Annotated in this window: 21 protein-coding genes; 9 read left to right on the top strand and 12 right to left on the bottom strand. The window is 72.6% G+C overall.

All coding sequences use genetic code 11. The features are described from left to right. Positions 1-128: 128 nt before the first annotated feature. The gene (locus ACIQGQ_RS01475) at positions 129-641 is read right to left on the bottom strand and encodes a hypothetical protein (RefSeq protein ID WP_402389266.1); all 513 of its coding nucleotides are present in this window, start codon (positions 639-641) and stop codon (positions 129-131) included. Between the two features lie 161 nt (positions 642-802). On the opposite strand from ACIQGQ_RS01475, the gene ACIQGQ_RS01480 reads away from it, so the two are divergent. Then, on the top strand, positions 803-1,300 hold the full coding sequence (locus ACIQGQ_RS01480) for an RDD family protein (RefSeq protein WP_402390279.1): 498 nt from the start codon (positions 803-805) through the stop codon (positions 1,298-1,300). A 42-nt stretch (positions 1,301-1,342) separates the two neighbouring features. On the opposite strand, the gene ACIQGQ_RS01485 is transcribed toward ACIQGQ_RS01480, so the two are convergent. From ACIQGQ_RS01485 to ACIQGQ_RS01500, 4 genes are all read right to left on the bottom strand, one after another. Next, positions 1,343-2,029, bottom strand: coding sequence for an ABC transporter ATP-binding protein (locus ACIQGQ_RS01485; RefSeq protein WP_402389269.1), 687 nt, complete (start codon positions 2,027-2,029; stop codon positions 1,343-1,345). Positions 2,030-2,075: 46 nt separating this feature from the next. Then, positions 2,076-3,557, bottom strand: coding sequence for an ABC transporter permease (locus ACIQGQ_RS01490; RefSeq protein WP_402389272.1), 1,482 nt, complete (start codon positions 3,555-3,557; stop codon positions 2,076-2,078). A gap of 212 nt (positions 3,558-3,769) precedes the next feature. Then, positions 3,770-5,014 (bottom strand): Ig-like domain-containing protein, encoded by a 1,245-nt coding sequence (locus ACIQGQ_RS01495; protein WP_402389274.1) that lies wholly within the window; start codon positions 5,012-5,014, stop codon positions 3,770-3,772. 276 nt (positions 5,015-5,290) lie between these two features. Then, on the bottom strand, positions 5,291-5,713 hold the full coding sequence (locus tag ACIQGQ_RS01500) for a hypothetical protein (protein WP_402389277.1): 423 nt from the start codon (positions 5,711-5,713) through the stop codon (positions 5,291-5,293). A gap of 107 nt (positions 5,714-5,820) precedes the next feature. Between ACIQGQ_RS01500 and ACIQGQ_RS01505 the strand changes: the two genes are divergently transcribed. Both ACIQGQ_RS01505 and ACIQGQ_RS01510 read left to right on the top strand, forming a co-directional pair. Then, the gene (locus ACIQGQ_RS01505; RefSeq protein ID WP_402389279.1) at positions 5,821-6,132 is read left to right on the top strand and encodes a hypothetical protein; all 312 of its coding nucleotides are present in this window, start codon (positions 5,821-5,823) and stop codon (positions 6,130-6,132) included. 388 nt (positions 6,133-6,520) lie between these two features. Beyond that, positions 6,521-10,687, top strand: a complete 4,167-nt coding sequence (locus ACIQGQ_RS01510; RefSeq protein WP_402389280.1) for a hypothetical protein — start codon at positions 6,521-6,523, stop codon at positions 10,685-10,687. 287 nt (positions 10,688-10,974) lie between these two features. Here ACIQGQ_RS01510 and hutH read toward each other — a convergent pair whose 3' ends face one another. From hutH to ACIQGQ_RS01535, 5 genes are all read right to left on the bottom strand, one after another. After that, positions 10,975-12,525 (bottom strand): histidine ammonia-lyase, encoded by a 1,551-nt coding sequence (hutH, locus tag ACIQGQ_RS01515; protein WP_402389283.1) that lies wholly within the window; start codon positions 12,523-12,525, stop codon positions 10,975-10,977. A gap of 98 nt (positions 12,526-12,623) precedes the next feature. Continuing rightward, complete coding sequence (locus ACIQGQ_RS01520; protein ID WP_402389286.1) at positions 12,624-13,781, bottom strand: diguanylate cyclase domain-containing protein; 1,158 nt, start codon at positions 13,779-13,781, stop codon at positions 12,624-12,626. A gap of 107 nt (positions 13,782-13,888) precedes the next feature. After that, positions 13,889-14,701 (bottom strand): enoyl-CoA hydratase/isomerase family protein, encoded by an 813-nt coding sequence (locus ACIQGQ_RS01525; RefSeq protein WP_402389289.1) that lies wholly within the window; start codon positions 14,699-14,701, stop codon positions 13,889-13,891. Between the two features lie 87 nt (positions 14,702-14,788). Continuing rightward, entirely contained in the window at positions 14,789-15,964 is a 1,176-nt protein-coding gene (locus tag ACIQGQ_RS01530; RefSeq protein ID WP_366295233.1) for an adenylate/guanylate cyclase domain-containing protein, read from the bottom strand. Positions 15,965-16,192: 228 nt separating this feature from the next. Continuing rightward, positions 16,193-17,059, bottom strand: a complete 867-nt coding sequence (locus tag ACIQGQ_RS01535; RefSeq protein WP_402389293.1) for a biotin--[acetyl-CoA-carboxylase] ligase — start codon at positions 17,057-17,059, stop codon at positions 16,193-16,195. Positions 17,060-17,215: 156 nt separating this feature from the next. Between ACIQGQ_RS01535 and ACIQGQ_RS01540 the strand changes: the two genes are divergently transcribed. The 4 genes from ACIQGQ_RS01540 (at position 17,216) to ACIQGQ_RS01555 (ending at position 19,896) form a co-directional block, all read left to right on the top strand. Beyond that, complete coding sequence (locus ACIQGQ_RS01540) at positions 17,216-18,799, top strand: acyl-CoA carboxylase subunit beta (protein ID WP_366295229.1); 1,584 nt, start codon at positions 17,216-17,218, stop codon at positions 18,797-18,799. Positions 18,800-18,813: 14 nt separating this feature from the next. Then, a complete protein-coding gene (locus ACIQGQ_RS01545; RefSeq protein ID WP_402389296.1) occupies positions 18,814-19,032 on the top strand; it encodes an acyl-CoA carboxylase epsilon subunit in 219 nt (72 codons plus the stop codon). Between the two features lie 71 nt (positions 19,033-19,103). Then, positions 19,104-19,232 (top strand): morphogenic membrane protein MmpB, encoded by a 129-nt coding sequence (gene mmpB / locus ACIQGQ_RS01550; protein ID WP_352273462.1) that lies wholly within the window; start codon positions 19,104-19,106, stop codon positions 19,230-19,232. A gap of 49 nt (positions 19,233-19,281) precedes the next feature. Continuing rightward, on the top strand, positions 19,282-19,896 hold the full coding sequence (locus ACIQGQ_RS01555) for a nucleoside triphosphate pyrophosphatase (protein ID WP_402389299.1): 615 nt from the start codon (positions 19,282-19,284) through the stop codon (positions 19,894-19,896). 35 nt (positions 19,897-19,931) lie between these two features. Here the strand turns inward: ACIQGQ_RS01555 and ACIQGQ_RS01560 are convergent, their stop codons facing one another. Then, on the bottom strand, positions 19,932-20,414 hold the full coding sequence (locus ACIQGQ_RS01560; RefSeq protein WP_402389302.1) for a hypothetical protein: 483 nt from the start codon (positions 20,412-20,414) through the stop codon (positions 19,932-19,934). A 411-nt stretch (positions 20,415-20,825) separates the two neighbouring features. On the opposite strand from ACIQGQ_RS01560, the gene ACIQGQ_RS01565 reads away from it, so the two are divergent. Both ACIQGQ_RS01565 and ACIQGQ_RS01570 read left to right on the top strand, forming a co-directional pair. After that, positions 20,826-22,580 (top strand): acetyl/propionyl/methylcrotonyl-CoA carboxylase subunit alpha, encoded by a 1,755-nt coding sequence (locus ACIQGQ_RS01565; protein WP_402389304.1) that lies wholly within the window; start codon positions 20,826-20,828, stop codon positions 22,578-22,580. A 196-nt stretch (positions 22,581-22,776) separates the two neighbouring features. Further along, positions 22,777-23,382: a TetR/AcrR family transcriptional regulator gene (locus tag ACIQGQ_RS01570; RefSeq protein ID WP_402389307.1), complete on the top strand. Its 606-nt coding sequence runs from the start codon at positions 22,777-22,779 to the stop codon at positions 23,380-23,382. On the opposite strand, the gene ACIQGQ_RS01575 is transcribed toward ACIQGQ_RS01570, so the two are convergent. After that, positions 23,330-25,483: a hypothetical protein gene (locus tag ACIQGQ_RS01575; protein ID WP_402389310.1), complete on the bottom strand. Its 2,154-nt coding sequence runs from the start codon at positions 25,481-25,483 to the stop codon at positions 23,330-23,332. The two genes, ACIQGQ_RS01570 and ACIQGQ_RS01575, sit on opposite strands and share 53 nt — an antisense overlap. Positions 25,484-25,546 lie beyond the last annotated feature (63 nt).

Raw genomic sequence — 25,546 nt, forward strand, 5'->3', positions numbered from 1 at the left:
GCGGCGTCAGACGCGGTGCATCGCAAGGCGGAGGGACGCCCGAATACTGGATGTATTCGGGCGTTCCGACAACGCGGCGAGGTGCCGTGACTGTCGTCGCACGCCCGCCAGGGATTACCGGACAGCCCTTAGTCGGTGACGCCGAGATCCTGGCGCATCAGTCGGCGCAGAGCGGTGAGGTGGGTGTCGGCCGCCTTGAGGCCGAGGAGGGCCTGTTCGACGTTCTCGCCCTCCCGGGCCAGGCCCCGGTCCAGGCGTTTGACCGTGGCGTCCCCGGCGGCGAGGACCCGGTTGACCTCGCGGGAGGCCTCCAGTATCCGCTCCGGGACGATCATCTGGGCCTCGGCGTAGCGGTCGCGGTGGTCGAGGCGGGCCTCTTCGAGCTGGGTGCGCTCCTGCTCGGTGTAGACGCCGTCGCGGATGCGGTGCAGGGCGTCCTTGAGCAGGGTGTGGAACTGCCGGGACGCCCGGTTCATGGCCGTGTACTGGGCGCGCCGTTCCTCGAACCTCCCGCGTTCGTCGGCCAGTCGGGTCTCGTCGGCGCGCTGACGCGCGATCATCCGCTGGGACAGCACGGGGGCGAGGAGAGTGCCGAGCACTCCGACTACGGCGGTGATCATGGCGGTGACGGCGACAGTCATGACCGGGAGCCTAAGAGCTCTCCCGTAGTCGCGGTGGAGGGTACTTCGGCGATGATTCGGCCATGACGAATTCACGGGGTGAGGGGCGCCACCGGAACTTCACCGGAGTGCCCGGATTCGGACAGCCCGCCGGGACGCGGGTACCGCCGCGCGTGGGCGAGATGCGGCGCTACCTCGCCGTCGGCCTCGATGTCTACCTCTGCCTGATCACCACCGGGCTGCTGGCCAGACCCCACCTGGACACGGCCACGGCCGCCGAGGCGGCCGGTCTGCTGCTCGGCCCCGCGCTCGCGTTCTCCTTCCTCAACCATGTGGTGCTCACCGCGCTCGCCGGGGCCGGTGCGGGCAAGCTGCTCATGGGGATACGGGTGGTCAGGATGCCCGACGCCGGACGTCCGGGGCCCTGGACGCTGGCGCGGCGCTGGCTGTACGGGCTGAGCTGGACGCTGCTGCAACCCTGGTACGGGCTGCGCTCGTTGTTCAAGGCACCGGGAACGAGGGCAGCGGGGGCGGACGCGGGGACGGGGCCGGGCGGCGGCGCGGGCCCCGGCACGAGGGCCGGACGCAACGTACTCGGCCGCGCCGACCCCCTCGGCGTGCGGCAGGTCCGGCGCAGGGACCTCGCCACCTACCGCGCCGCCACCGCCGCGTACCGCTGACCCCGGCGCCGCGAACCCGCACCCACGCGCCCGGCACCTCCGTCAGGCCGCCGCCGCGTTCTCCGTGATGGTGACGCGGCCCTTGCGGATGGTCGCGAGGCGCGGTGCGCGCCTGGCGATGGCGCTGTCGTGGGTGACCATGACGAAGGTCAGTCCGTGCTCCTTCCACATGGTCTCCAGCACCTCCATGATCTCGTCGCGCATCGACTCGTCGAGGTTGCCGGTCGGTTCGTCGGCGAGCAGCACCTTCGGCCGCTTGACCAGGGCACGGGCGATGGCCACCCGCTGCTGCTGGCCCCCGGACATCTCGCTGGGCAGATGGCCGAGCCGCTCGCCGAGACCGACGGAGTCCAGCGCCTCGGCGGCCCGGCTCCGGCGCTCGGCGGGCCGGACGCCGAGCGGTACGAGCGCGGTCTCGACGTTCTCCTGGGCGGTGAGCGTCGGGATCAGGTTGAAGCTCTGGAAGACGAAGCCGATCGTCTGCGCCCGCACCCGGGTGAGCCTGGCCTCGCCGAGCCGGGCGAGGTCGACACCGTCGAGTTCGACGCTGCCGCTCGTGGGACGGTCCAGCCCGCCGAGCATCTGGAGCAGGGTGGACTTTCCGCCGCCGGTCGGGCCCTGGATGACCAGTCGGCCGCCGTCCTCGATGGTCAGGTCGACACCGGCGAGCGCGTCGACGGTGGCCTTGCCGCGCGTATAGCGCTTGGTGACGTCCCTGAGTGTGTACATGGGTTCAACTCCTGCTGGAATAGGGGAGGTTGTCGCGCGGTGGCGGTTACTCGACGCGGCGCAGCGCGTCGGCCGGGCGCAGCCGGGAGGCCCGCCAGCCGCCGAAGGCACCGGCGATCAGCCCGCCCGCCACGGCCAGGGCGACGGCGGTGAGGATGACGGAGAGCGAGACGGGCGCGGTCAGCGCGATGTCGAGGGTCCGGGAGGCGCCGGGCCCGCCCATCGGGCCGCCGCCCATGCCGCCGCCGAAGCCGCCCATGCGGCCACCCGTCCCGCCGCCGGACGCGCCGAGCTGTGCGGTGAGCGTGGGGCTGACCGCCGTCACCAGCCAGGCCCCGGCGAGGCCCACGGCGATCCCGATGACACCGCCCAGCAACCCGTTGACCAGGGCCTCGCCCATGACCTGGCGGGTGACCCGGCCGCTCTTCCAGCCGAGCGCCTTCAGCGTGCCGAACTCCCGCACCCGGCGGCTGACCGCCGAGGAGGTCAGCAGTCCGGCCACCAGGAACGCGGCGGCCAGGACCACGATCGAGAGCCACTTGCCGACGCCCGCCGCCAGGTCGGACGCGGTGGACAGGGAGCCCGAGACGGTGTCGGCGAGGTCCGCCGAGGTGGTGACGGTCGTGCCGGAGACGTTCTTCTGGATGGCGGACTTGACCTCGTCGATCCGCTGCGAGTCGGTGGCCTTCACGTAGACCGTGGTGACCTTGTCCTTCGCGTCGGCGAGGGTCTGCGCCCGCTTCAGCGGTATGTACAGGTCGGCGGCGGCGTCACCGCTGTCGGCGGTCGAGACGCCGATGATCGTGAACTTCGTGCCGTGGACGGTGACGGTCTTGTCGACCGCGAGCTTCTTCTCCTTGGCGTAGGAGGCGTCGACGACGGCCACCTTCGCGTCGGTCTCGGAGGTCTTGAACGTACGGCCCTTGGTGATCTTCGAGGAGGTCAGCGGGCCGAGGCCCTGCGCGGTGACGTCGGTGCCGTACACCGAGAAGGAGTTGACGTCGAAGGAGGCGCCGCCGCCCCGGACCTCGCCCTGCGGCATCCCGCCACCGCCGCCGGGGCCGCCCTGACCGCTCCGGCCGCCCTGGTCCGTGCCCTCCTGCTGCTTGAACTCGCCGCGCCGGAACTGGCCGTCGACCTTCATGACGTTGAGGCTGAGCCCGCCGACCGCGTCGGCGACCCCGTCCTGTCCGCCGATCTTCGCGACCGTGGCGGCGGGCAGCGTCTGGAAGCCCTGGACCATGACGCGGTCGCTGCTCTGGTCCGCGGCGTCGTCGCCCTTGGCGTCGAACTCGAACCTGGGCCGGCCGGTGCCGCCCGAGCCGGGGGCGGCGGCCGCCTTGGTGACCGTCATGTCGGTGCCGAGGCCGTACAGCGATTCCAGGACCTTGTCCTGGGCCCGGCCCATGCCGGTGGAGACGGAGCTGACGACGATGACCAGCGCGATGCCGAGCGCCAGCCCCGAGGCGACGACCAGCGCCGCCTTTCTGCGCCGGCGCAGCTCGCGCCGGAGGTAGGTGAAGAACATGGCGCGAGGCTAGGGAGCGCTCGTGATGGCGGGATAAGGCTGCGGTGAGAGCCGGATGAGAACCTTCACGAACGCCGGAGGCGGCGGTGTCGCGGATCCGGGGAAGGATCCGGGACACCGCCGCCTCCGTACGGGGTGCGGGCCGCGCCGGGCGGGCCGGGAGGCCGCCGGGCCCGGAGGTGAGGATCAGACCTCGGGCCCGGAGGGGAGGATCAGGCCTCGGAACCGGCCGTCCACTCCGCCCAGCTCATGTTCCAGCCGTTGAGGCCGTTGTCCGGGGTGATGGTCTTGTCCGGGGAGTTCTTGACGACGACCACGTCACCGATGAGGGAGTTGTTGTAGAACCAGGCGGCGGGCTGGTTGGCGTCGCCCGCGCCCTTCACGTCGGCGAGGCCGACACAGCCGTGGCTGGTGTTGGCGCTGCCGAAGATCGACCGCGCGCCCCAGTAGTTGCCGTGGATGAAGGTGCCCGAGGTGGACAGCCGCATGGCGTGCGGCACGTCCTTGATGTCGTACTCGCCGCCGAAGCCGACGGTGTCACCGTTCATCCGGGTCTCCTTGAACTTCTCGGAGATCACCATCTGCCCGTTGTACGTGGGGTTGTCCGGGGAGCCGGAGGAGATCGGGATGGTCTTGACCGTCTTGCCGTCCCGGGTGATGGTCATCATCTTCGTCTTGGCGTCGACGGTGGAGACCTGGTTGCGGCCGACCTTGAAGGTGACCGTCTTCTGCTGGACGCCGAAGACGCCGTTGGCGCCCTCGACGCCGTCCAGCGCGAGCTTCAGCGTGACGGTGGAACCGCCCTGCCAGTAGTTCTCGGGGCGGAGGTCGAGGCGCTGGGCGTTGAACCAGTGGCCGACGACCTGCTGGCCGCTGCTGGAGGTCACGGTGATCCCGGCCTGGACGGCCTTCTTGTTCGTGATCGCCTTGTTGAAGTTGATCGAGACCGGCATGCCGACGCCGACCGTGGAGCCGTCCTCGGGGGTGAAGTTCCCGATGAAGCTGTTGGCGGGCGAGACCGTGGTGAAGGAGGTGTTCTCGTGGGCCTCGCGGCCCTTGGCGTCCTTCGCCGTGGCGGTGATCTTGTACGTGGTCGAGCGCTCCAGCTGGACGTCCGGCTTCCAGCTCTTGCCGTCGGCGGCGAGCGTGCCCTTGACCTCGGCACCGGCGGTGGTGGTCATGGCGACCTGGGTCAGCGTGCCCTTGGCGACGGTGACCTTCGCGTCGTTGTTGATGCTCGCGTTGGTCGCGCCGTTCTTGGGCGAGATCGATATCTGGGCCTCGGACGCGTCCTGCGCCGCGGCCTTGTCGACCTCGGATGCCTGTGACTGGTTCGAGCCGTCGGCGCTGCCCCCGTCGTCGTTGCAGGCCGTGAGTACCAGAACGCCACCGAGCAGTGCGGACGCGGCCATCAGGCCCCTGCGCCGCTTGCTGTCCGTCATCACACGCTTCTCCATCGTTGCCGAATCCCCAAAAACCCCGGACGTAGCCGCCGCACCGGCGAAACCGTCATTGGCTCTAGAACCCGTGGGCAGCGTTCTCCGTTCCACATCCGCGAAGGATGTGGGGAACAACACTCATCGACGCGTCCGCGACCGCGGCGGTTCCCGACGCCGGCCGCCCATCGGCGACCGGCGGGCGGAGCGGCCCCGGCCCGCTTCGAAAGAGGGCCGGGGCCGGTTGTTCACCAGCTGTCGGCCACACCGCCCGGGGCGGCGTGGCCGACGTCGTTCTCATCCATTGTGCGGGACGCCCGCAACCCCCTCCCCGGCGTCGTCGGCCTCCTCCTCGGCGCAGTCGTCGGGGTACGGGTCCGACGCGTCGTCCTCGTCGTCGGGGTCCCAGGAGTCCAGGCCCTCCGGGTCGTCCGGGTCGTAGTCGACGGCCTCGCTGCTCCAGGAGGCCTGGGCGAGTTCGACCCCGGGCACCCCGCTGACCAGGTCGAACGGGTCGATGAGCGAGGCGAGGGCCTCCGCGTCGTCCTCCCGTACGGCGGCTTCCGCCTGCCGGCGCTCCTCGGCGGGCCCGGCGCCCTGCTCCCCGTACTCGGCGGCGATCGACTCCAGGGCCGTGCCGCCGAGAGCGGCGGAGTCCGTGATCTCCAGCACCATTTCGACGCGAAGCCGAACGAAACGCGCTGACTCAGATGTACTCATGCGCCGGAGCGTAAGCTCCCCGGACCCCCGGCTTTCCCGCGACCCGCTGCTTTCACTAGCATCGGCGCACGCGCTTAACTCACGGCTGTGACAAGGGGATCGATTCCATGGCCGCCGCCCGTCGCCCGCTCCTGACCGCCACCGCGGCGGCCGCCTTGCTGACCGCACTGTGGTTCGTGCCGTCCGCCAACGCGACGGACGAACCGGCCGGTACGGCACAGGCGCGGGGCGGGCCGGTCGTCACCGTACAGGCCCCCGAGGCGGTGCCGGGCCCGTCCGGCACCGAAGCCGAGGGCGCGGCCGGGGCGGGGGCCGGGATCGACACCACCCCGTATCTGATCGGCGGGGTGACGGCGCTGGGCATCGGCGCCGCGTTCGCCCGCTCGTCGCGGGGAGCCTCGGCAGCGCTCGGGAGCTGACGGCCGGCCGGGTTCCCCGGCCGGCGGGACGGGTCCGCCCGGCTCCCCCGGAACCGCCTGGCGGACACGGCCGGGACCGGCCGCACCGGACGGAGCCCGCCACGAGGCGCCGGGCAGCCGCGCCACCGGACGGGCGGAGCGGAATCGGCGACAACTCCCGGACCAACCGGGCTACTTCGGACGTACCCCGACCGTGCGCGGTTCCGCCGTGCGGCGGAACCGCCCCGCACCGGCCGCCGAAGCGGGGCGGCCGCACCCTTCGGGCCAAACGCCACACCGCGCGCATCTTTCGGTGGATCCGTCGGCCGGGCACACCCCGTACACCTCCTCCCCGCCCCACCGTCTGCTGTTCTCGGACCGACCAACAGATGTCGACAAGGAGTGACGGATGCGACACCATGCGCGGTCGGACCTGCCGGGAGGCGGCTCCGCCAGGGGGGCCGGAGGGGTCGGGGCCCGCGTTCGCGGGCGACGCCGGAGAGCCGTCGGCTGGGCGGTCGCCTGGGCCACCTCGCTGGCCATGACGATCGGTCAGGGCGTCGCGGTGGGCGTGCCGGACGCCCCGCCCGCCCGCGCCGCGGCCGTCTCTCCCCGGGTGAGCGGGCTGCCGACCTGGCAGTGCCCGCCCGGCGGACCGACCGGCTACACCTTCGAGACCCTGCCGGCCGAGGGAGAGCCCCCGGCCCCCGGCCCCCGGATCATGCAGATCGACCCGTCCTCCGGCGATGTGTCGGCGGCCGGTGAGACCGCGCTGGGCATGGAAGCGGTCGGCTACAACCCTCTCGACGACTACTTCTACGGGGTCCAGGCCGACGGCTCCGCCCCGCACCAGGTCTTCCGGGTCGGGGAGAACGGCGTCCTGGAGCCGACGGGCATCGACGCCCCGTTCGCCCCGGTCGCGGGCGACATCGACCCGCGGGGCCACTGGTGGATCATGGGTGACTCCGGCCGGTGGGCCGAGATCGACCTGTCCCCCGGCTCGCCCGGCTACGGCACGGTCCTCGCGTCCGGCGACGTCGGACAGCAGGCCCCCGGCGACTGGTCGTACATGGACGGCCCGGCCGGCACCGGCCTGTACGGGCTGCGCGGCGCCACCAGCGCCCCACCCGCCCACCTGGTGTTCTTCGATCCCGGCACGCACACGCTGGACGACCTCGGGCCGGTGAGCGGGAACTACCCGTCGTCCCTCTTCAACGCCACCTTCACCGACGGCACGTCCCTCTACGGCGTCTCCGACCGGACCCTCGTCCGTGTCGACCTGGGCGCGCGGAGCTCCACGTCGATCGGCGAGGTGCCGGACACCCAGCAGGACGGCGCCCAGTGCGCGCTGCCCGCGGCACCGGCGAACCTGACGCTGACCAAGCGGATCCACGGGCGCAACCACCCCGACGACCAGTTCAAGATCGGGGTCTTCGACGACACCGGCAACCTGCTCACCTCGAACACCAGCCAGGACGGCGACGACAGCGTCACCGCCCCGCCGGTCCCGGTCGAGCCGGGCCGCACGTACCACCTGTTCGACCACCTGACGAACGACTTCTTCCCGCCCTTCCCCGACCAGTACCACTCCCAGGCCCGCTGCACCGACGGCGCCGGCAACGGGCTGCCGCTCGAAGGCGGGCCCGGTGACTGGACCTTCCGCGCGGTGCGGACCGGGGAGATCCACTGCGAGATCGACAACTTCGCCGTCGGCCAGGCCTCGATGGAACTGGTGAAGGAGGTGGACCAGCAGGCCGCCGCACCCGGCGACGTGCTCCACTACACCTTCCGCGTGATCAACACCGGCACCACCGTGCTCGACCACGTCGTCGTCGACGACCCGCGCCTCGGCGCCCACTTCGACTGCGGGCCGGTCCTGCCGGGTGAGGAGCAGGAGTGCGGCGCCACCGATTACCAGGTCACCGGGCAGGACGCGGACGACGGCGCCGTCGTCAACCACGCCCATGCCACGGGCCACGCCACCAACGGCCAGGTGACCGAGTCGGACAGCTCGGCGAGCGTCTACGTGTTCCGGCCGAGCCCCGAGATCAGCATCGACAAGAGTGTCGACCCGACGACCGTGAACGCCGCCGGGGACCAGGTGACGTACCACTACCGGGTGGTCAACACCGGCTCGGCCCGGCTGCACGACGTGGCGCTCGACGAGCACGGCTTCACCGGCACCGGCCCCCTGTCCGCGCTCTCCTGCCCCTCCAGTTCCCTCGCCCCCGGCGAGGCGATGACCTGCACGGCCACCTACACCGTCACCCAGCAGGACATCGACGCGGGCGGCATCGACAACGCGGCCACGGCCATCGCCGTCGACGACTCCGGACAGGCCGTCGAGTCCCCGCCTTCTCAGGCACGTGTCGAGGCGAACCGGAATCCGGGGATCGCCGTCACCAAGACGTCGGGCGGCGGGCCGATCACCCACCCCGGCCAGGAGGTGCGGTACACGTACACCTTCACCAACACCGGCAACACCACGCTCACCCACGTGCAGGCCCAGGACGTCGAGTTCAACGGTCACGGCCAGCTGCTGCCGCTGGACTGCGGCGGGTGGGACCACACGCTCGCCCCGGGCCAGTCGGTGTCCTGCCACAACAGCTACGTCGTCGAGCCGCTGGACGTGGACCAGGGCGTCCTCGTCAACACCGCCGAGGTGACCGGGTCCGCCCCGGACGGACAGCAGGTGACCGACCGGGACAGTGACACGGTGCTCATCGACCGGGAACCCGGACTCGCGCTGCGCAAGTCCGCGGCACCCGACGCGCCCGAGGACTTCACCGTCGGCCGGGAGATCACCTACTTCTACGAGGTGGTCAACACCGGCAACACCACCGTGGACGACGTCGCGATCGACGAGACGGAGTTCACCGGCAGCGGTCCGAAGCCCGACGTGACCTGCCCCGGGGGCTCCCTCCCGGCGGGCGCGTCCCGTACCTGCACCGCGACCTACACGCTGACCCAGGCGGACATCGACCGGGGCACCGTCGCGAACACCGCGCACGCGACCGGCACCTCCGCGGGCGGAGCGGTCACCTCGAACACCGGCTCCGTCGTCCTGGAAGGGCCGCCGGCCCGGCCGGGCCTGTCGCTGCGGAAGTCGGTGAGCCCGGCCTCGGTCGACGCCGCCGGACAGCGGGTGACGTACTCCTTCCGCGTCACCAACACCGGCACCACCACCCTGCACGGGCTGCACATCGTCGAGAACGGCTTCAGCGGCACCGGCGGCTCCCCCGAGGTGTCCTGCCCGGTGACGACGCTCGCGCCGGGCGCCGGGACCACCTGCACCGCCGCCTACACGGTGACGCAGGCCGACATCGACGCCGGAAGGGTGGACAACACCGCCAGCGCCGCCGCTCTCGACCCGGGCGGACGGGACGTCGGCTCCGAGCGGAGCGACACCACGCTGACCACGACCGGCACCGCCGGGCTCCGCGTCACCAAGACGGCCGCGCCGGGCACCGTGTGGGCCGCGGGCGAGACCGTCTCGTACGCGTTCACGGTCACCAACACCGGCTCCACCACGCTGGTGGCGCCCCGCATCGTGGAGAGCGCGTTCAGCGGCAGCGGCGGAGCACCGGCCGCCTCCTGCCCCCAGGAGCCCGTCCCGCCGGGCGGCAACGTCCTGTGCACCGCGGGCTACACCGTCACCGACAAGGACATCGCGGCGGGCCGGATCACCAACACCGCGCACGCCGTGGCGACCCGCGTCGACAACGCCGAGAACGTCACGTCCGGCGACGCGGAGGCCGCGGTGGGGGTCTCGCGCGCCACGCTGGCCTTCGACAAGAGCGTCAGTCCCACCAGGGCCGCCGCCGGGGACACCGTGACCTACACGTACAAGGTCACCAACACCGGTAACGCGGCCGTGCACGACCTGCGCGTCCTCGACACCGCCTTCACCGGCACCGGAGTCCCGCCGCAGGCGTCCTGCCCCGTCACGGAACTGCCCGCGGGCGCCTCCACGACCTGCACCGGCGTCTACACGGTGACGCGGGACGACGCCGAGGCCGGGCGGGTGGACAACACCGCGCACGCCACCTCGGTCAACGGTGTCGGCGCCGTCGTCGTCTCCCCGGGGGACTCCGCCCGTCTCACCGTCGCCGGTTCCCAGCCCGAGCAGGGTTCGCTGGGCCTCGTGAAGAAGGCGAGGGTCGAGAAGAAGGACGGCGGCCACTGCTCGTCCGGCGGCAAGCACGTCGGCTGCTCCTCGCGCGGCCCGTCCGGCGGCGGTGGCGGTGGCGGCGCCACCGCCCGGCCCGGCGACATCATCCACTGGGAGCTGAAGGTCACCAACACCGGCGAAACCACCCTGCACGACGTCACGGTGGACGACCCGACCGGCGGCAAGGTCACCTGCCCGAGGACGACCCTGGCCCCCGGCGAGTCGATGACCTGCACGGTCCCGCCGCACACGGTCACCGAGCAGGACGCGAAGGCCGGCCGCGTCACCGACACGGCCGTCGCCCACGCCCGCACCCCCCACGGCACCGAGGTCGCCTCCCCGCGGGCCACGGCCACGGTCGCGGTGAAGCGCTCAGGAAAGGACGAGCACAAGAAGGCCGCCTAGGGCATGTTTCGAAAGTCCCGTCTGCCCGGGGGCGTCCGGCACGCACACTCGCCGCGTTGTCGGGATCACCCCGATACATCCAGTATCGGGGCGACCCTCCGCCTTGCGATCGCACGCACCGGACACCCCCGGGCCTGCCCTCCGGGCAGACGACGCCACTTTCGAAACACGCCCTAGCCGGAACCCGGCGCCCCGGCACCCCGGCCACGAAACGGGCCCGCGCCCGGTGCTCCTTCCCCAGGAGCGCCGGGCGCGGGCCCTCGGCCGTCACCGGCCTCCCGGTCCGCTCAGGCCAGCGGCCCGGTCACCGCCTCGACCGCCTCGACCAGCCTCCCGGACCGCACGAAGGCGTCCGCCCCGGCAAGGTCCGGCGCGAGGAAGCGGTCCGGCCCCGGGCCCTCCACACCGGCCGCCCGCAGCGCCTCGACGACGGCCCGGGACGCGGGCGCGGGCACCAGGCCCACGGCGGCGCGCAGTTCGACGGCGCGGGTCGCCGCGTAGAGCTCGACGGCCACGATCCGGGTGAGGTTGTCCACGGCGGTACGGAGCTTGCGCGCCGCCGACCAGCCCATCGACACGTGGTCCTCCTGCATCGCGGAGGACGGGATCGAGTCGGCCGAGGCGGGCACCGCGAGCCGCTTCATCTCGCTGACCAGGGCGGCCTGGGTGTACTGGGCGATCATCAGGCCCGAGTCCACCCCGGCGTCGTCGGCGAGGAACGGCGGCAGCCCGTGCGAGCGGTTCTTGTCCAGCAGCCGGTCGGTGCGGCGCTCGGCGATGGAGCCCAGGTCGGCCGCGACGATCGCCAGGAAGTCGAGTACGTACGCGACGGGCGCGCCGTGGAAGTTCCCGTTCGACTCGACCCGGCCGTCGGGCAGGACCACCGGGTTGTCGACGGCGGCGGCCAGTTCGCGGGCGGCGACGGTCGCGGCGTGGTCGAGGGTGTCCCGGCCCGCGCCGTTCACCTGCGGCGCGCACCGCACCGAGTAGGCGTCCTGGACGCGGGGCGCGTCGTCCTGATGGTGGCCGGTGAGGCCGGAACCGGCCAGCACCCGCAGCATGTTGTCGGCGCTGGCGCCCTGGCCGGGATGCGGGCGGATGGCGTGCAGCTCCGGGGCGAGCACCTTGTCCGTGCCGAGCAGCGCCTCCAGGGAGAGGGCGGCGGTGATGTCGGCGGAGGTGTAGAGGCGGCGCAGGTCGGCCAGGGCCATCACGAGCATGCCGAGCATGCCGTCGGTACCGTTGAGGAGGGCCAGGCCCTCCTTCTCGCGCAGCTCGACCGGGGTGATGCCGTGGGCGGCGAGCAGCTCGCCGGCGGGGCGCACGGTGCCGTCCGGGCCCTCCGCCTCGCCCTCGCCCATCAGCGTCAGCGCGCAGTGCGAGAGGGGGGCCAGGTCGCCGGAGCAGCCCAGCGAGCCGTACTCGTGGACGACCGGGGTGATGCCCGCGTTGAGCACGTCGGCCATGGTCAGCGCGACCTCGGGGCGTACGCCGGTGTGCCCGGAGGCGACCGTCTTCAGCCGCAGGAACATCAGCGCGCGGACCACCTCGCGCTCGACGCGCGGCCCCATGCCCGCGGCGTGCGAGCGGACGATGTTGCGCTGGAGCTGGGCCCGGAGGTCGTGGCCGATGTGCCGGCTGGCCAGCGCCCCGAAGCCGGTGGAGACGCCGTAGACCGGCTCGGGCTTGGCGGCGAGCGCGTCCACGATCTCGCGGGCGGCGGCGAGCGCGTCGAGGGCGGCGGGCGAGAGCTCGACGCGGGCGTTGCCCCGGGCCACGGCGATGACGTCCTGTGCGGTGGTACCGGACGTCCCCACCACGACTGTGTGCATATCCATATTCAGCAGCGTACGGATTGAATCCCTTCATGTCACTAGCGGTCGCCCGGTCGACCCCTTACCTGCCGGAGGGGGCGCCCGCCGACCGGAGCGGCGCGTCAGGGGCGGCTGCCGCGCAGGTGGCGGCGGTCGTGGCCGTGCTGGGGCGGGGCGTCCGCGAGCCGGATCGCCTCGTCGTCCCGCCCGGCCACCACCGGCCCCGTGGCGCGCGCCGCCTTGGCCCGGTACTGGGCCGCGTCCGCCAGCCGGAACAGCCGCCGCGCCGACACCACCGGCCCGACCGGGTCCCCGGTCGACGCGATCCCGCACGCCACCCCGTTCCCCAGCTCCAACTCGGCCGCCCGGTCGCAGAGTTCGGTGGCCACCCGGATCACCTCGTCCTCCTCGGGCCCCACCGCGAGCAGGCAGAACTCGTCCCCGCCGAGCCGCGCCGCCAGCGCCCCCGGCAGCATCGCCCCGCACCGCGACAACACCGAGCCGAAACGTTCCAGCAGCCGGTCGCCCACCGCGTGGCCATGGGTGTCGTTGACGCACTTGAGGCCGTTGAGGTCGCACACCACCAGGCTGACCACCGAGCCGTCCGCCCGGTGCCGCTCCACCGCCTCCTCCAGCCGGACGTCGACGGCGCGGCGGTTGGCCAGGCCGGTGAGCGGGTCGGTGAAGGCGAGCCTGCGCACCTCCTCCAGCCGCTCTGACTGGGCGATCCCGGCGGCGACGACCGCGGCCAGCACGGTCGCGAAGGCCGCGTCCGCCCGGTCGAACACCGGCGCCCCCAGCGGCCGCGCCACGTACAGCTCGCCCCAGGCCCGCCCGTGCAGCACGACCGGCGCGACCACGCAGCAGCCGCGCCCGCGCCGCCGCAGCGCGGCCACCCGCTCGCGCCCGTACCCGCTCCCGTACTCGCGCCCGGCGCCCGGCACCCCGCCCACCGGGCCGTCCGCGGTCTCCACCCAGGCGTCCGGCTCGCCGCCCCCGGCCCACCGCTCGTGCAGGAACTCGGTGATCTCCGGGAAGCGGTGCACCGGGTACACCTCCTCCTCGGGGAACTCCTCCTCCCCCTCGGCCCGTTCGCCCGCGTTCACCAGCACGCGCAGCCGACCGGGGCCGCGCTCCCACACCGAGAGCGCGGCGAAACTGCCGCCCAGAGCCTCGCACGCGCCCAGCGCGGCCGCCCGCCACGAACCCCGCGGGGTGTGTGCCGCCGCCATCGTCTGCGCCAGCGTCACCACGGCCCGCAGCCGTGCATCCTCACCCATCGCTACAGCTTATGTATCTTTGCGCGGATTCGGCCGACGGCGACGGCACACTCCGTGACCTTCGCGCCGGTACGGTCACGCAGCGCGACACCGAGGGGGGAGTCGCCTCACTCACCGGGCCAGTTCGGCTTCCGCTTCTCGTTGAACGCGGCGACCCCCTCGGCCCGGTCGCCGGAGAAGGCCACCGACCGCCAGGCGGCGTCCTCCACTTCGAGCCCGGCCCGCAGATCGAGGCCCTGGCCCAGCCGCAGCGCACGCTTGGCCGCCCGCAGCCCCACCGGGGAGTTGACGGCGATCCGCCCGGCCAGCTCCAGTGCGGCCGTCCGGTCCTGCCCGGCCTCCACCAGCTCGTCGACCAGCCCGAGGCCGTGCGCCTCGGCCCCCTCCAGCCGCCGGGCCGTGAAGACCAGCTCGGCGGCGCGCGCCGCGCCGACCCGCCGGGGCAGCAGCTGCGTACCGCCGCCGCCCGGGATGACCCCGACCGACACCTCGGGCAGCCCGACCACGGCGGTGCGGTCGGCGACGATCAGATCGCAGGAGAGCGCCAGCTCGAAGCCGCCGCCGAGCGCGAAGCCGTGCACGGCGGCGACGGTCGGCATCGGCAGTTCGAGCACCCCGGTGTACGCGGCCCGCGCGGTGGGGCGCTGGCGCAGCAGGTCGGCGTCGGTGAAGGAGTTCCGCTCCTTCAGGTCCGCGCCCACGCAGAAGGCCCGCTCATGGCTGGAGGTGAGGACGGTGACGCGTACGCCGGGGTCGGCGGCGAGCGCGTCGCAGGCGGCGGCGATCGAACGGGCCATGTCCGTGGACACGGCGTTCATCGCCTTCGGGCGGTCGAGCACCAGCTCGGCGACGTGCTCCTGCCCCTCGTGGACCCGTACGACGACGAACTCCCCGAACCGCTGCTCGGACGTGACGGCCATGACCTCAACCCCTCCGGTTAACGAGCGTTACCGGAGGGATCCTATGGCGCGTCCCCGACAAGTACCTCGCGGCGGGGCCCACCGGGCTCAGGAACCGGTCGTCCGCCGCGCCAGCAGCCAGGGCTCCACCACGCCGAGCCCGCGCACCGGGCGCTGCCACATCGGCTGGAGCCCGTAGCGGTACGTCGGCACGGCGGCCGGCTCGCCGCCCTCGCGGCGCTCCTTCTCGGCCACCGCGGCCTGCTCCGCCGCCGCCACCTCGGAGGCCGGGGCCTCGCCGGTGCGGGTCAGCTCCTCGGCGAAGGCGCCGTCCACCAGCACGGCGTCCTTCGGCGCTATCGACGTCAGCCGGCTCGCGAGGTTCACCGTCGTACCGAAGACGTCGCCCATCCGGGTGGTGACGGTGCCGAAGGCGATGCCCACGCGGAGGGCGGGCATCGTCTCGTCCTGGGTCATCGCCTCGATCAGGCGCAGCGCGATCTCGGCGGCGGTGCCCGCGTCGTCGGCGGCGAAGAGGACCTCGTCGCCGAGGGTCTTGATGAGGCGGCCGCCGTGCGCGGCCACCAGGTCGGCCGCGGTGGTCTCGAAGGCCTCGACCAGCTCGCCGAGCTCCTCCTCCTCCAGCCGCCGGGTCAGCCGGGTGAACCCGACGAGGTCGGCGAAGCCGACGGCCAGCCGGCGGTCGACCATCTCCTCGTCGTCGGCGGCCTGCACGACCCGCCCGGTGGCGGCGGCAAGCTGGCGCCGCCACACGTAGACCAGGAACTCCTGGAGCTCCGGCAGCAACAGCTCGACCAGCGGGTACGTGACCTCGGTCCGGGTCATTCCGGGCTCGGGCGGCTCGGTCAGCCCCTCCAGGAAGGAGTCGATCTGCCACTCCGCGAGCCGGGCGGTGGTCTGCCCGGTGGACCGGGCCACCTGGATCGCCATCGGCTCGCTGAGCAGCCCCGCCTCGACGAGGCCCGCGAGCCGCCGCAGCGCCAGCACGTCCGCCTCGGTGAGCGCCTTGGCCTGTCCGATGTCGGCGAAGCCCATGGCCCGCCAGAACCGGGAGGCCAGGTCCATCGAGACCCCGGCGGTCCGGGCCGCCTGGAACGGGGTGTAGCGACGGTCGGCGCCCAGGATCAGCTGTTCCAGCCGGATCGCGAGGGGGTCGTCGGTCGGCTCCGCCGTATGGTCGACTTCGTGATGCGGTGTCGGGTGGACCGAGGGTTCCGACGGGGGCTGTGAGCCCGCACCGGAGGTCGTGTCGTCGACGGTCACCAGCCGCCTCCTGCCCGTTCCCTGCGCACTGCCCTGCCGATCTGTCCGCCGGTGGATCGAGTCAACGATACGGCAGGTGTGCCGTGGCTCACGCCCGAGCGGCGTCCCGGAATGTTCCCGGGCGGCCCCCGGGACAGGGGGTTCCGGCCGGTGACGGGTCTCCGGGCGGGCCCGGATTCACTCCCAGGGGCGTCCCGGGAGCCCCCGGACGCCCCCGTGGGCGCCGTCTCAGACCAGGCCGCCCGCCACTCCCCGCAGGTGGACGATGTCCCCGGCCGACACGGCCTCCCGCGAGCCGTCCCCGGCGGCCACCACGAGCCGCCCGTCGCCGTCGACCGCCACGGCCTCGCCGACGAGCGTCCGGTCCCCGGGCAGCTGGGCCCGCACCGTCCGGCCGAGGGTCGCGCAGCCCGCCGCGTACGCCTCCTGGAGGCCGCTGTCCGCCGCGTCCCCGCCCGCCGCGCGCCACTGGCCGTACCAGTGCTCCAGCGAGCGCAGCACGCCGCGCAGCAGCGTCTCGCGGTCGGTGGAGACGGCCCCGGCCAGGGCCAGCGAGGCGGCGGTGGGGGCGGGCAGCTCCTCGGCGCGCAGGGAGACGTTGAGGCCCATACCGACGACGACGCCGTTCCCGGCGCGCTCGGCCAGGATGCCGCCCGCCTTGCGCTCCACCCCCTCCACCGTGACGAGCAAGTCGTTGGGCCACTTCAGCGCCGTGTCGACGCCCGCCGCCCGGGCCAGCCCGGTCGCCACCGCGACCCCGGTCAGCAGCGGCAGCCACCCCCACCGCTCGGCGGGGACGTCGGCCGGCTCCAGGTAGACGGAGCAGAACAGGCCCGAACGGGCCGGAGCCGTCCAGGTGCGATCGAGCCGTCCCCGCCCCGCCGTCTGCTCCTCGGCGACCAGCACGGCGCCCTCGCCGAGCCCCCCGGCCGCCCGGCGGGCGAGGTCGGAGTTGGTGGAGCCGGTGCTCTCCACCACGTCGAGCGCGGTCCACAGACCGCCCGGCACCAGCAGCCCGCGGCGCAGCGCGGGGACGTTGAGGGGCGGCCGGTCCAGGTCGGACCAGCGGCTGCGTGGCGTATCCGAAGGTGTCATGCAAGCCAGACTAGGTGTGGCAAACGACGCACTGCCGAACCGTATCCGCGCCGATACGCTACGGATCAGTAGGTGTTCAGCAGCTGGCCGACGGGTGTCCACCATCCGGTCAGCAGCGCAGCCGTCCCCCGTGACCAGGCAGGGAGCCGTCACCCGATGTCCGAGCCGGAAGAGACCGACATCCACACCACCGCGGGCAAGATCGCGGACCTGCGGCGCCGTATCGACGAGGCGACGCACGCGGGGTCCGCGCGCGCGGTGGAGAAGCAGCACGCCAAGGGCAAGTTGACCGCGCGGGAACGGGTCGACCTGCTGCTGGACGAGGGTTCCTTCGTGGAGCTCGACGAATTCGCCCGGCACCGCTCCACCAACTTCGGCATCGAGAAGAACCGCCCGTACGGCGACGGTGTCGTCACCGGCTACGGCACCGTCGACGGCCGCCCGGTCTGCGTCTACTCGCAGGACTTCACCATCTTCGGCGGCTCGCTCGGCGAGGTCTACGGTGAGAAAATCGTCAAGGTGATGGACTTCGCGCTGAAGACCGGCTGCCCGGTCATCGGCATCAACGACGGAGGCGGCGCACGCATCCAGGAAGGTGTCGCCGCGCTCGGCCTGTTCGCCGAGATCTTCCGCCGCAACGTCCACGCCTCCGGTGTCGTCCCTCAGATCTCGCTGATCGTCGGCCCCTGCGCGGGCGGGGCGGTCTACTCCCCCGCGATCACCGACTTCACCGTCATGGTCGACCAGACCTCGCACATGTTCATCACCGGCCCCGACGTCATCAAGACGGTCACCGGTGAGGACGTCGGCTTCGAGGAGCTGGGCGGCGCCCGCACCCACAACACCACCTCCGGGGTGGCGCACCACATGGCGGGCGACGAGAAGGACGCCATCGAGTACGTCAAGTCGCTGCTGTCGTACCTGCCTTCGAACAACCTGTCCGAGGCGCCCGCCTTCCCCGAGACGGCGGACCTCGCCACCACGGACGAGGACCGCGAGCTCGACACCCTCATCCCGGACTCGGCCAACCAGCCGTACGACATGCACACCGCCATCGAGCACGTGCTGGACGACGGCGAGTTCCTGGAGACCCAGGCCCTGTTCGCGCCGAACATCATCACCGGCTTCGGGCGCGTCGAGGGCTACCCGGTCGGCATCGTCGCCAACCAGCCCATGCAGTTCGCCGGCTGCCTGGACATCAACGCGAGCGAGAAGGCCGCCCGCTTCGTCCGCACCTGCGACGCCTTCAACGTGCCCGTGCTGACCTTCGTCGACGTCCCCGGCTTCCTGCCCGGCGTCGACCAGGAGTACGGCGGCATCATCCGGCGCGGCGCCAAGCTGATCTACGCCTACGCCGAGGCGACCGTCCCGCTGATCACGGTGATCACCCGAAAGGCGTTCGGCGGCGCGTACGACGTCATGGGCTCCAAGCACCTGGGGGCCGACATCAACCTCGCCTGGCCGACCGCGCAGATCGCCGTGATGGGCGCGCAGGGCGCGGTGAACATCCTGCACCGGCGCACCATCGCCGCCGCCGAGGATCAGGACGCCACCCGCGCCGAGCTGATCGCCGACTACGAGGACGCCCTGCTCAACCCGTACGTGGCGGCCGAGCGCGGCTACGTCGACGCGGTGATCATGCCGTCCGACACCCGCGCGCACGTCGTGAAGGGGCTGCGCCAGCTGCGTACCAAGCGGGAGTCGCTGCCTCCGAAGAAGCACGGCAACATCCCTCTCTAGAAAGGGTCCTGGCCATGATCAAGGTCGTACGGGGCAACCCGACCCCCGAGGAGCTGGCCGCCGCGCTGGCGGTGGTGCGGGCGCGGACGGCGTCGGCCGCCGAGGCCGACACCGCCGCGCCGGGCGCCGGTCCGGCGCTGCCCGGCCAGTGGTCCGACCCGGGGCGCATCGCCCGGTCCACCCGGCACCTGCCGGGGCCGCGGGCCTGGGCCCGGACGTACTGGCCCGGATAGGACGACGCGTCCGTACGCCTGAGTACCCGTACTCAGGCGTACGGGGGGCGGGGGCGGGCAGGATCGTTTCCATGCTGTGGTCCGACCCCGAGAACAAGCCCCCCAAGGAACTGCGCGACGCCCAGGACATGATGCGTCGCGCGGGGCTGCTGCTCGCGCTCGCGATGGTGATCGGCATGTTCGTGGCCGGGCTGCGCTGAGCGTCCGGCGCCCCCGCCCGGCCCTTCCGGCCCGGTGGGCTCTTCTACGATGGCGCGTATGACTGATCAGCGCCGTCTCGTGCTCGCTTCCGCCTCCCCCGCCCGTCTCGGTCTGCTGCGGCAGGCGGGTTTCGCACCCGAGGTGATCGTGAGCGGGGTGGACGAGGACGCGCTGAGCGCCGCGGACCCGGCCGCGCTGGCGCTGGTGCTCGCCGAGGCCAAGGCCGCCGCGGTGGCGGGCCGCCCGGAAGCGGCCGGCGCCCTGGTCGTCGGCTGCGACTCGGTACTCGAACTGGACGGCGAGGCGCTCGGCAAGCCGGCCGACGCCGAGGAGGCCACCGCCCGCTGGAAGTCGATGCGCGGCCGGGCCGGGGTGCTGCGCACCGGCCACTGCGTGACCGACACCGCGACCGGCCGCACCGTCTCCGCGACCGCCTCCACCACCGTCCGCTTCGGTGAACCCACCGACGCGGAGATCGCCGCCTACGTGGCCACCGGCGAGCCGCTCCACGTGGCGGGCGCCTTCACCCTGGACGGCCGCTCCGCCCCGTTCGTCGACGCCATCGAGGGCGACCACGGCAACGTCATCGGGCTTTCGCTGCCGCTGCTCCGCCGCCTCCTGGGCGAGCTGGGCATCTCCGTCACCGAGCTCTGGACCGCCTGAGCCGCGTCCCGCGAAGCCCCGGACCTGCCCCGGCCTCAGGCCGTCGCCGGGGCGTCCGTTCCAGCGGCGTCGGCAGGAGTGCCGGCGGCGGGTGCGTCGGCTGCGGGTGTGCCGGCGGCGCCGGTCCCGTAGGCCACCAGCGTCAGCACGATCAGCCCCAGCACCACCATCATGAAGGCGAACGCGCCCCAGCCGACCAGCCCGACCGTCAGCGCGCCCAGCACCCCGTGCACCACGGCGCAGAGGATCAGGAGGACCCGGGCGAACCGGCCCGGGGCCCGGTCGCGGACCCCGGCCAGCAGCAGGAACACCCCGCACAGCAGCAGATAGCAGCCGGCACCGCCGCCCATCGCCCAGGTGGACCGGGACATGACGGCGGGATCCGCCCCGGCCAGCGACATGTCCTGGTTCTCGACGACGGTCGCCAGGATGCTGTTGATCAGCACCACACCCACGGCCTCCGCGAACAGCACGAGCGCGGCCACGACCGCCACCGGTCTGCGCACCACGACGCCCACCCCTCCGTTACCTGCAGTACGTGCGACAGCGCGGACCCTACTAACGGGTAATGCTTCGTACAAGAGTTTGGCGATCGCCACTTCTGTGCAGCACCTGGCGCACCCCGCGTCCGGGCGCGCCCCGTCCGCCCCGTGCGCCACTCTCGGGCGACGGGCAAAGAATCACTCGGCCATTAGTGGAGACTCAACAAAGAAATGCGGAGAGTCGCAGGTCGCACGAACAGAGACCTGGACCACACCTTGTGGCTACTGTGCGGTCATGGATCCCGGCGTACCGTGGTGCCACAAGGGATTTTTCGACCTGAGCAAGCCTCGAATCACGCTCCGTGTGGGCAAGCTCACCAGTGGGGACGGGTCGTAGGGCCGTGTCGGTAGTCCCTAAACTCAGCTTGTTTCAAGGAGGGAGCCATCGTGCGCAAGGTGCTCATCGCCAACCGTGGCGAAATTGCTGTCCGTGTTGCTCGGGCGTGCCGGGACGCCGGGATCGGGAGCGTGGCCGTCTACGCGGACCCGGACCGGGACGCCCTGCATGTCCGTGCGGCCGACGAGGCATTCGCTCTGGGCGGTGACACCCCGGCCGCCAGCTACCTGGACATGGCCAAGGTGCTGCAGGCGGCCAAGGACTCCGGCGCGGACGCGATCCACCCGGGCTACGGCTTCCTGTCGGAGAACGCGGAATTCGCGCAGGCGGTGCTGGACGCGGGGCTGACCTGGATCGGCCCGCCGCCGCACGCCATCCGGGACCTGGGCGACAAGGTCGCGGCCCGGCACATCGCGCAGCGCGCCGGTGCCCCGCTGGTGGCCGGTACGCCGGACCCGGTGGCGGGTTCCGAGGAGGTCGTCGCCTTCGCCGAGCAGCACGGACTGCCGATCGCGATCAAGGCCGCGTTCGGCGGCGGCGGGCGCGGGCTGAAGGTCGCGCGCACGCTGGAGGAGATCCCGGAGCTGTACGACTCCGCGGTCCGCGAGGCCGTCGCGGCGTTCGGGCGGGGCGAGTGCTTCGTCGAGCGCTACCTGGACCGGCCGCGCCACGTCGAGACGCAGTGCCTGGCCGACACCCACGGCAACGTGGTCGTCGTCTCCACCCGTGACTGCTCGCTCCAGCGCCGCCACCAGAAGCTCGTCGAGGAGGCCCCGGCCCCGTTCCTGAGCGACGAGCAGAACGCGGAGCTGTACGCGGCGTCCAAGGCCATCCTCAAGGAGGCCGGCTACGTCGGCGCCGGCACGGTGGAGTTCCTGGTCGGGCAGGACGGCACGATCTCCTTCCTGGAGGTCAACACCCGCCTCCAGGTCGAGCACCCGGTCACCGAGGAGGTCTCCGGCATCGACCTGGTCCGCGAGATGTTCCGGATCGCCGACGGCGAGGCCCTGGGCTACGACGACCCGGCCCTGCGCGGGCACTCCTTCGAGTTCCGGATCAACGGCGAGGACCCGGGCCGCAACTTCCTGCCGGCCCCCGGCACCGTCACCGTCTTCGCCCCGCCGACCGGCCCCGGTGTCCGCCTCGACGCGGGCGTGGAGTCCGGTTCCGTGATCGGCCCGGCCTGGGACTCGCTCCTCGCCAAGCTGATCGTGACCGGCGCGACCCGCGAGCAGGCCCTCCAGCGTGCCGCCCGCGCCCTGGCCGAGTTCAACGTCGAGGGCATGGCCACCGCCATCCCGTTCCACCGCGCCGTCGTCGCCGACCCGGCCTTCACCAGCGACCCGTTCCAGGTCCACACCCGCTGGATCGAGACCGAGTTCGTCAACGAGATCAAGCCCTTCACCGCCACCGCCGACGCCGAGACCGACGAGGAGACCGGCCGCGAGACCGTCGTCGTCGAGGTCGGCGGCAAGCGCCTGGAGGTCTCCCTCCCCTCCTCCCTCGGCATGTCCCTGGCCCGCACCGGCCTCGCCGCGGGTGCCAAGCCCAAGCGCCGCGCCGCGCGGAAGAGCGCCGCGGCCGCCTCCGGCGACACCCTCGCCTCCCCGATGCAGGGCACGATCGTGAAGGTCGCGGTCGAGGAGGGCCAGGAGGTCCAGGAGGGCGACCTGATCGTCGTCCTGGAGGCCATGAAGATGGAGCAGCCGCTGAACGCGCACCGCTCCGGCACCGTCAAGGGCCTTGCCGCCGCAGTCGGCGGTTCGGTCTCCTCCGGCGCCGTCATCTGCGAGATCAAGGACTGACCGGGTCCCGACCCGTCCGTTCCTCCCCGGGGCCCCTGCCGGTCCGTACGACCACCGGCAGGGGCCCCGGGCTTTCCCTCTCCGTTTCCCGCGTGCGCCCGGCCCGCCGGGCCTCCCGGCCTTCACGGGCTGCCCGCCACCGGCCCGGGCGTGATGGCATCCTGGATCACAGGCGAACGATGGGAGAAGCACCCGCATGGCGACCACCGCGACATGGACACGGCCACCCCGCCCCATGCGTGCCGACGCGCGGCGGAACTACGACCGGCTGCTGGCCGAGGCCCGTGCCGCCTTCGCGGAGCACGGCACCGATGCCTCCCTGGAGGACATCGCACGCTGCGCGGAGGTGGGCATCGGCACGCTGTACCGGCACTTCCCGAACCGGCACGCGTTGATGAGCGCGGTGTTCCAGGACGCCCTGGCGTCCCTGCTCGCCCGCTCCCAGGAGCTCGTGGAGGCACCGAGGCCGTGCCACGCCCTGATGGAGTGGCTGGGCGCGATCATCACGCACGCGGGCACCTACCGGGGGCTGGCCCAGGCGCTCATGTCGGCCTCCCGGGACGAGACTTCGGCCCTGTCGCAGTGCAATGTGCCGATGCGCGCGGCGGGGGCGGCCCTGCTCGCCCGGGCGCAGGAGAACGGGGCGGTGCGGCCCGACGTGTCGATCGACGACCTGATGCGGCTGACCAACGCGATCGCGCTGGCCGCCGAGGAGTCTCCGGACGACCCCGGGCTGGCGGACCGTCTGCTCACCCTGACCGTGCAGGGGCTGAAGGGGGCGAACCCGGAGACGGGCTGCTGACCCGCCCGCCTCCGGTCGGCGGCCGCCCCGTCAGGGCGCCTCCAGGGCCTGGAGCGCCCCGACGAGCCCGGCCGCTTCGACGCACAGGGGTTCCAACTGGTCGACGAGGCCCTGCCGGACCTGGTTCTCGGGGTTCATGATGCGCTCGCCGATCCGGTCCCGGGACTGTTCGAGCTGCTCCCGGCCGGTACTGCACCAGATTGTCCATCAGGTAGTCGATGAGGTCGGCTCCCCGGACCCCCGTCGCCAGTGTGAACTGCTCCTCGATCAAGGTGACTTCGCCCTCCATCTCGTCGATCCACTCGTCCTGGAGGACCTGGAGGGAGCTGGTCCGCCCCTTCCGGCGCTGGACGCCGAGGAAGACGATGGCGGCGATGCCGGCGACGAAACCGGCGGGCGGGAAGAGCGTCCCGGCCGTGGCCAGACCGTAGAGCCATCCTCCGCCGGCCGCGACCGGGGTGACGATGCCGACCAGCGCGGCGGCCCGCTGCACCACGTCGTGGCGGGTGGCCGCCCGCCCGCCCTGCCGGGGAGGCTCCAGGAGGCTGTTCACGTCGAGCGCGAAGTCCGGAAGCCGTCCCGCGAGGTCCTTGTCGCCGAAAACCCGCTCCACCGCCTGGACCAGGTCCTTCTTGAAGCCCTCGAACTCCTCGGTCCACAGCGTCGCCGGACCGCCGGGCCCCTCGATCCAGGCGTGGAGCACCTGGGCCTTCCGCACCTGGACCTGGTTCGCCCTGGTGGGCTTGGTGAGGTCCGTGGACCGGATGACGTCGTCCAGCTCGGCGTGGAGGTGGGCGGGCAGGCGGGTGAAGGGGCGGACGGCCCGCGCGATGCGGTTGCGGAGTCTGCGCTCCAGCTCCTCGCGCATGCGCGGCACCGCGGTGTCGAGGAGCTCCATCCGCCGCTCCTCGCTCCTCAGCAGCTCCTTGAGCTCGTCGATCTCCAGGCGTTCCTCGCGCAGCCGCCGGTCGAGCGCCTGGTGGCGCGGGGCCACCAGGATCCGGGCCTCCCGCGCCACCGCGGCGATGTGGCGGACGCCGGTACCGGTACTGATCAGGTCCTCGATCGCCTGGCGCAGGGTCTCCATGCGGCTCTCGGCGCGCTGCCGCTGGGCCGCCTCCCGCGCTTCCTCCGCGTCGAGTTTGGCCGCGCGTGCTTCCAGGGCCGGGGAGACGGGCAGGAAGCCCTCGCCGATGAACCCGAGGTCCGGCTGCCCGGTCGGCAGCGTGAAGTTCTCCCGCAGATAGGTGTTGTTGCGGGTGATCGTCGCCTTCCACTCCGGGATGTCCCGGAGATCGAGATGGGATGCCGCGTCGATGGCGGTGACCACCCACACCACCCGCTTCCCCGACAGCAGGTAGTGGTCGTACAGGAAGCGGATCAGGTCGAGATCGCGCTCCGAGAAGGTGCGGCTGGCGTGGGACACGTACATGAAGCAGTCCGCGTCGGCCATCGCGGTCCGGACGATCATGTCGTGGACCGGGTTCGGGGAGCCGTAGCCGGGCAGGTCGTGGAACTTCGCCGGGAGCCGGGCGCTGTCGAGCATGATCTCCAGCTCGGCCACCTCGCGGCCGCGGTGCGGGCGGAGCCGGTCGGTCATGCTCGCGTCCTGCATCGCGTACGCGGCGACCACGGAGGGGGCCGGGGAGTTCCCGACGTCCTCCCACTCCTCGCCGGAGTCGGTGAAGCGCACCCGCAGATAGCCGGTGCCCGAGGCGTCGACGCCGGACTGGCCGTCCACCGGGACCACACTGGCGGGGCACGCGGTGGTGGGCACCGGGGACGACGGCAGCAGGCCGACGAACTTGTCCGCCGTCCGGCCGTCGGCGGTCGGCACCTCGACCAGTTCGAGCCCGCCCTGCAGGCCGCTCAGCAGGAAGCTCTTGCCGGACGAGAAGGACCCCAGCAGCGCCACGTTGATCAGGGTCGAGGCCGCACGCGTTCTCAGCCGGGTCATCGTGCGCGCGTCCTCGCGGGTCTCCTCCGGCCATGCGGCCGGCGTCTCCGGGGCGTCCGCCGCGGCGCGCAGCCACTCCACGCACCGGTCGAGAACGGTGCGCAGCTCGTCACGTACGTCGTTCAGGTCTCGTGGCACAGTCACGCCCCACGTATAGCGCAGGGCTCCGGAACGGGGCGGACGATCGGGGAATTTCCCGGGAGGGGC

The organism is Streptomyces sp. NPDC092952 (genome assembly GCF_044754785.1).
In the GTDB taxonomy this organism is placed as follows: domain Bacteria; phylum Actinomycetota; class Actinomycetes; order Streptomycetales; family Streptomycetaceae; genus Streptomyces.

Coding starts and splice junctions, on each gene's coding strand:
- ACIQGQ_RS01480 (WP_402390279.1), top strand. CDS start 803: ATGCGGCGCTACCTCGCCGTCGGCCTCGATGTCTACCTCTGCCTGATC.
- ACIQGQ_RS01570 (WP_402389307.1), top strand. CDS start 22,777: ATGGCGACCACCGCGACATGGACACGGCCACCCCGCCCCATGCGTGCC.
- ACIQGQ_RS01495 (WP_402389274.1), bottom strand. CDS start 5,014: ATGGAGAAGCGTGTGATGACGGACAGCAAGCGGCGCAGGGGCCTGATG.
- ACIQGQ_RS01475 (WP_402389266.1), bottom strand. CDS start 641: ATGACTGTCGCCGTCACCGCCATGATCACCGCCGTAGTCGGAGTGCTC.
- ACIQGQ_RS01535 (WP_402389293.1), bottom strand. CDS start 17,059: ATGACACCTTCGGATACGCCACGCAGCCGCTGGTCCGACCTGGACCGG.
- ACIQGQ_RS01500 (WP_402389277.1), bottom strand. CDS start 5,713: ATGAGTACATCTGAGTCAGCGCGTTTCGTTCGGCTTCGCGTCGAAATG.
- ACIQGQ_RS01510 (WP_402389280.1), top strand. CDS start 6,521: ATGCGACACCATGCGCGGTCGGACCTGCCGGGAGGCGGCTCCGCCAGG.
- hutH (WP_402389283.1), bottom strand. CDS start 12,525: ATGGATATGCACACAGTCGTGGTGGGGACGTCCGGTACCACCGCACAG.
- ACIQGQ_RS01505 (WP_402389279.1), top strand. CDS start 5,821: ATGGCCGCCGCCCGTCGCCCGCTCCTGACCGCCACCGCGGCGGCCGCC.
- ACIQGQ_RS01490 (WP_402389272.1), bottom strand. CDS start 3,557: ATGTTCTTCACCTACCTCCGGCGCGAGCTGCGCCGGCGCAGAAAGGCG.
- mmpB (WP_352273462.1), top strand. CDS start 19,104: ATGCTGTGGTCCGACCCCGAGAACAAGCCCCCCAAGGAACTGCGCGAC.
- ACIQGQ_RS01555 (WP_402389299.1), top strand. CDS start 19,282: ATGGCGCGTATGACTGATCAGCGCCGTCTCGTGCTCGCTTCCGCCTCC.
- ACIQGQ_RS01485 (WP_402389269.1), bottom strand. CDS start 2,029: ATGTACACACTCAGGGACGTCACCAAGCGCTATACGCGCGGCAAGGCC.
- ACIQGQ_RS01520 (WP_402389286.1), bottom strand. CDS start 13,781: ATGGGTGAGGATGCACGGCTGCGGGCCGTGGTGACGCTGGCGCAGACG.
- ACIQGQ_RS01540 (WP_366295229.1), top strand. CDS start 17,216: ATGTCCGAGCCGGAAGAGACCGACATCCACACCACCGCGGGCAAGATC.
- ACIQGQ_RS01545 (WP_402389296.1), top strand. CDS start 18,814: ATGATCAAGGTCGTACGGGGCAACCCGACCCCCGAGGAGCTGGCCGCC.
- ACIQGQ_RS01525 (WP_402389289.1), bottom strand. CDS start 14,701: ATGGCCGTCACGTCCGAGCAGCGGTTCGGGGAGTTCGTCGTCGTACGG.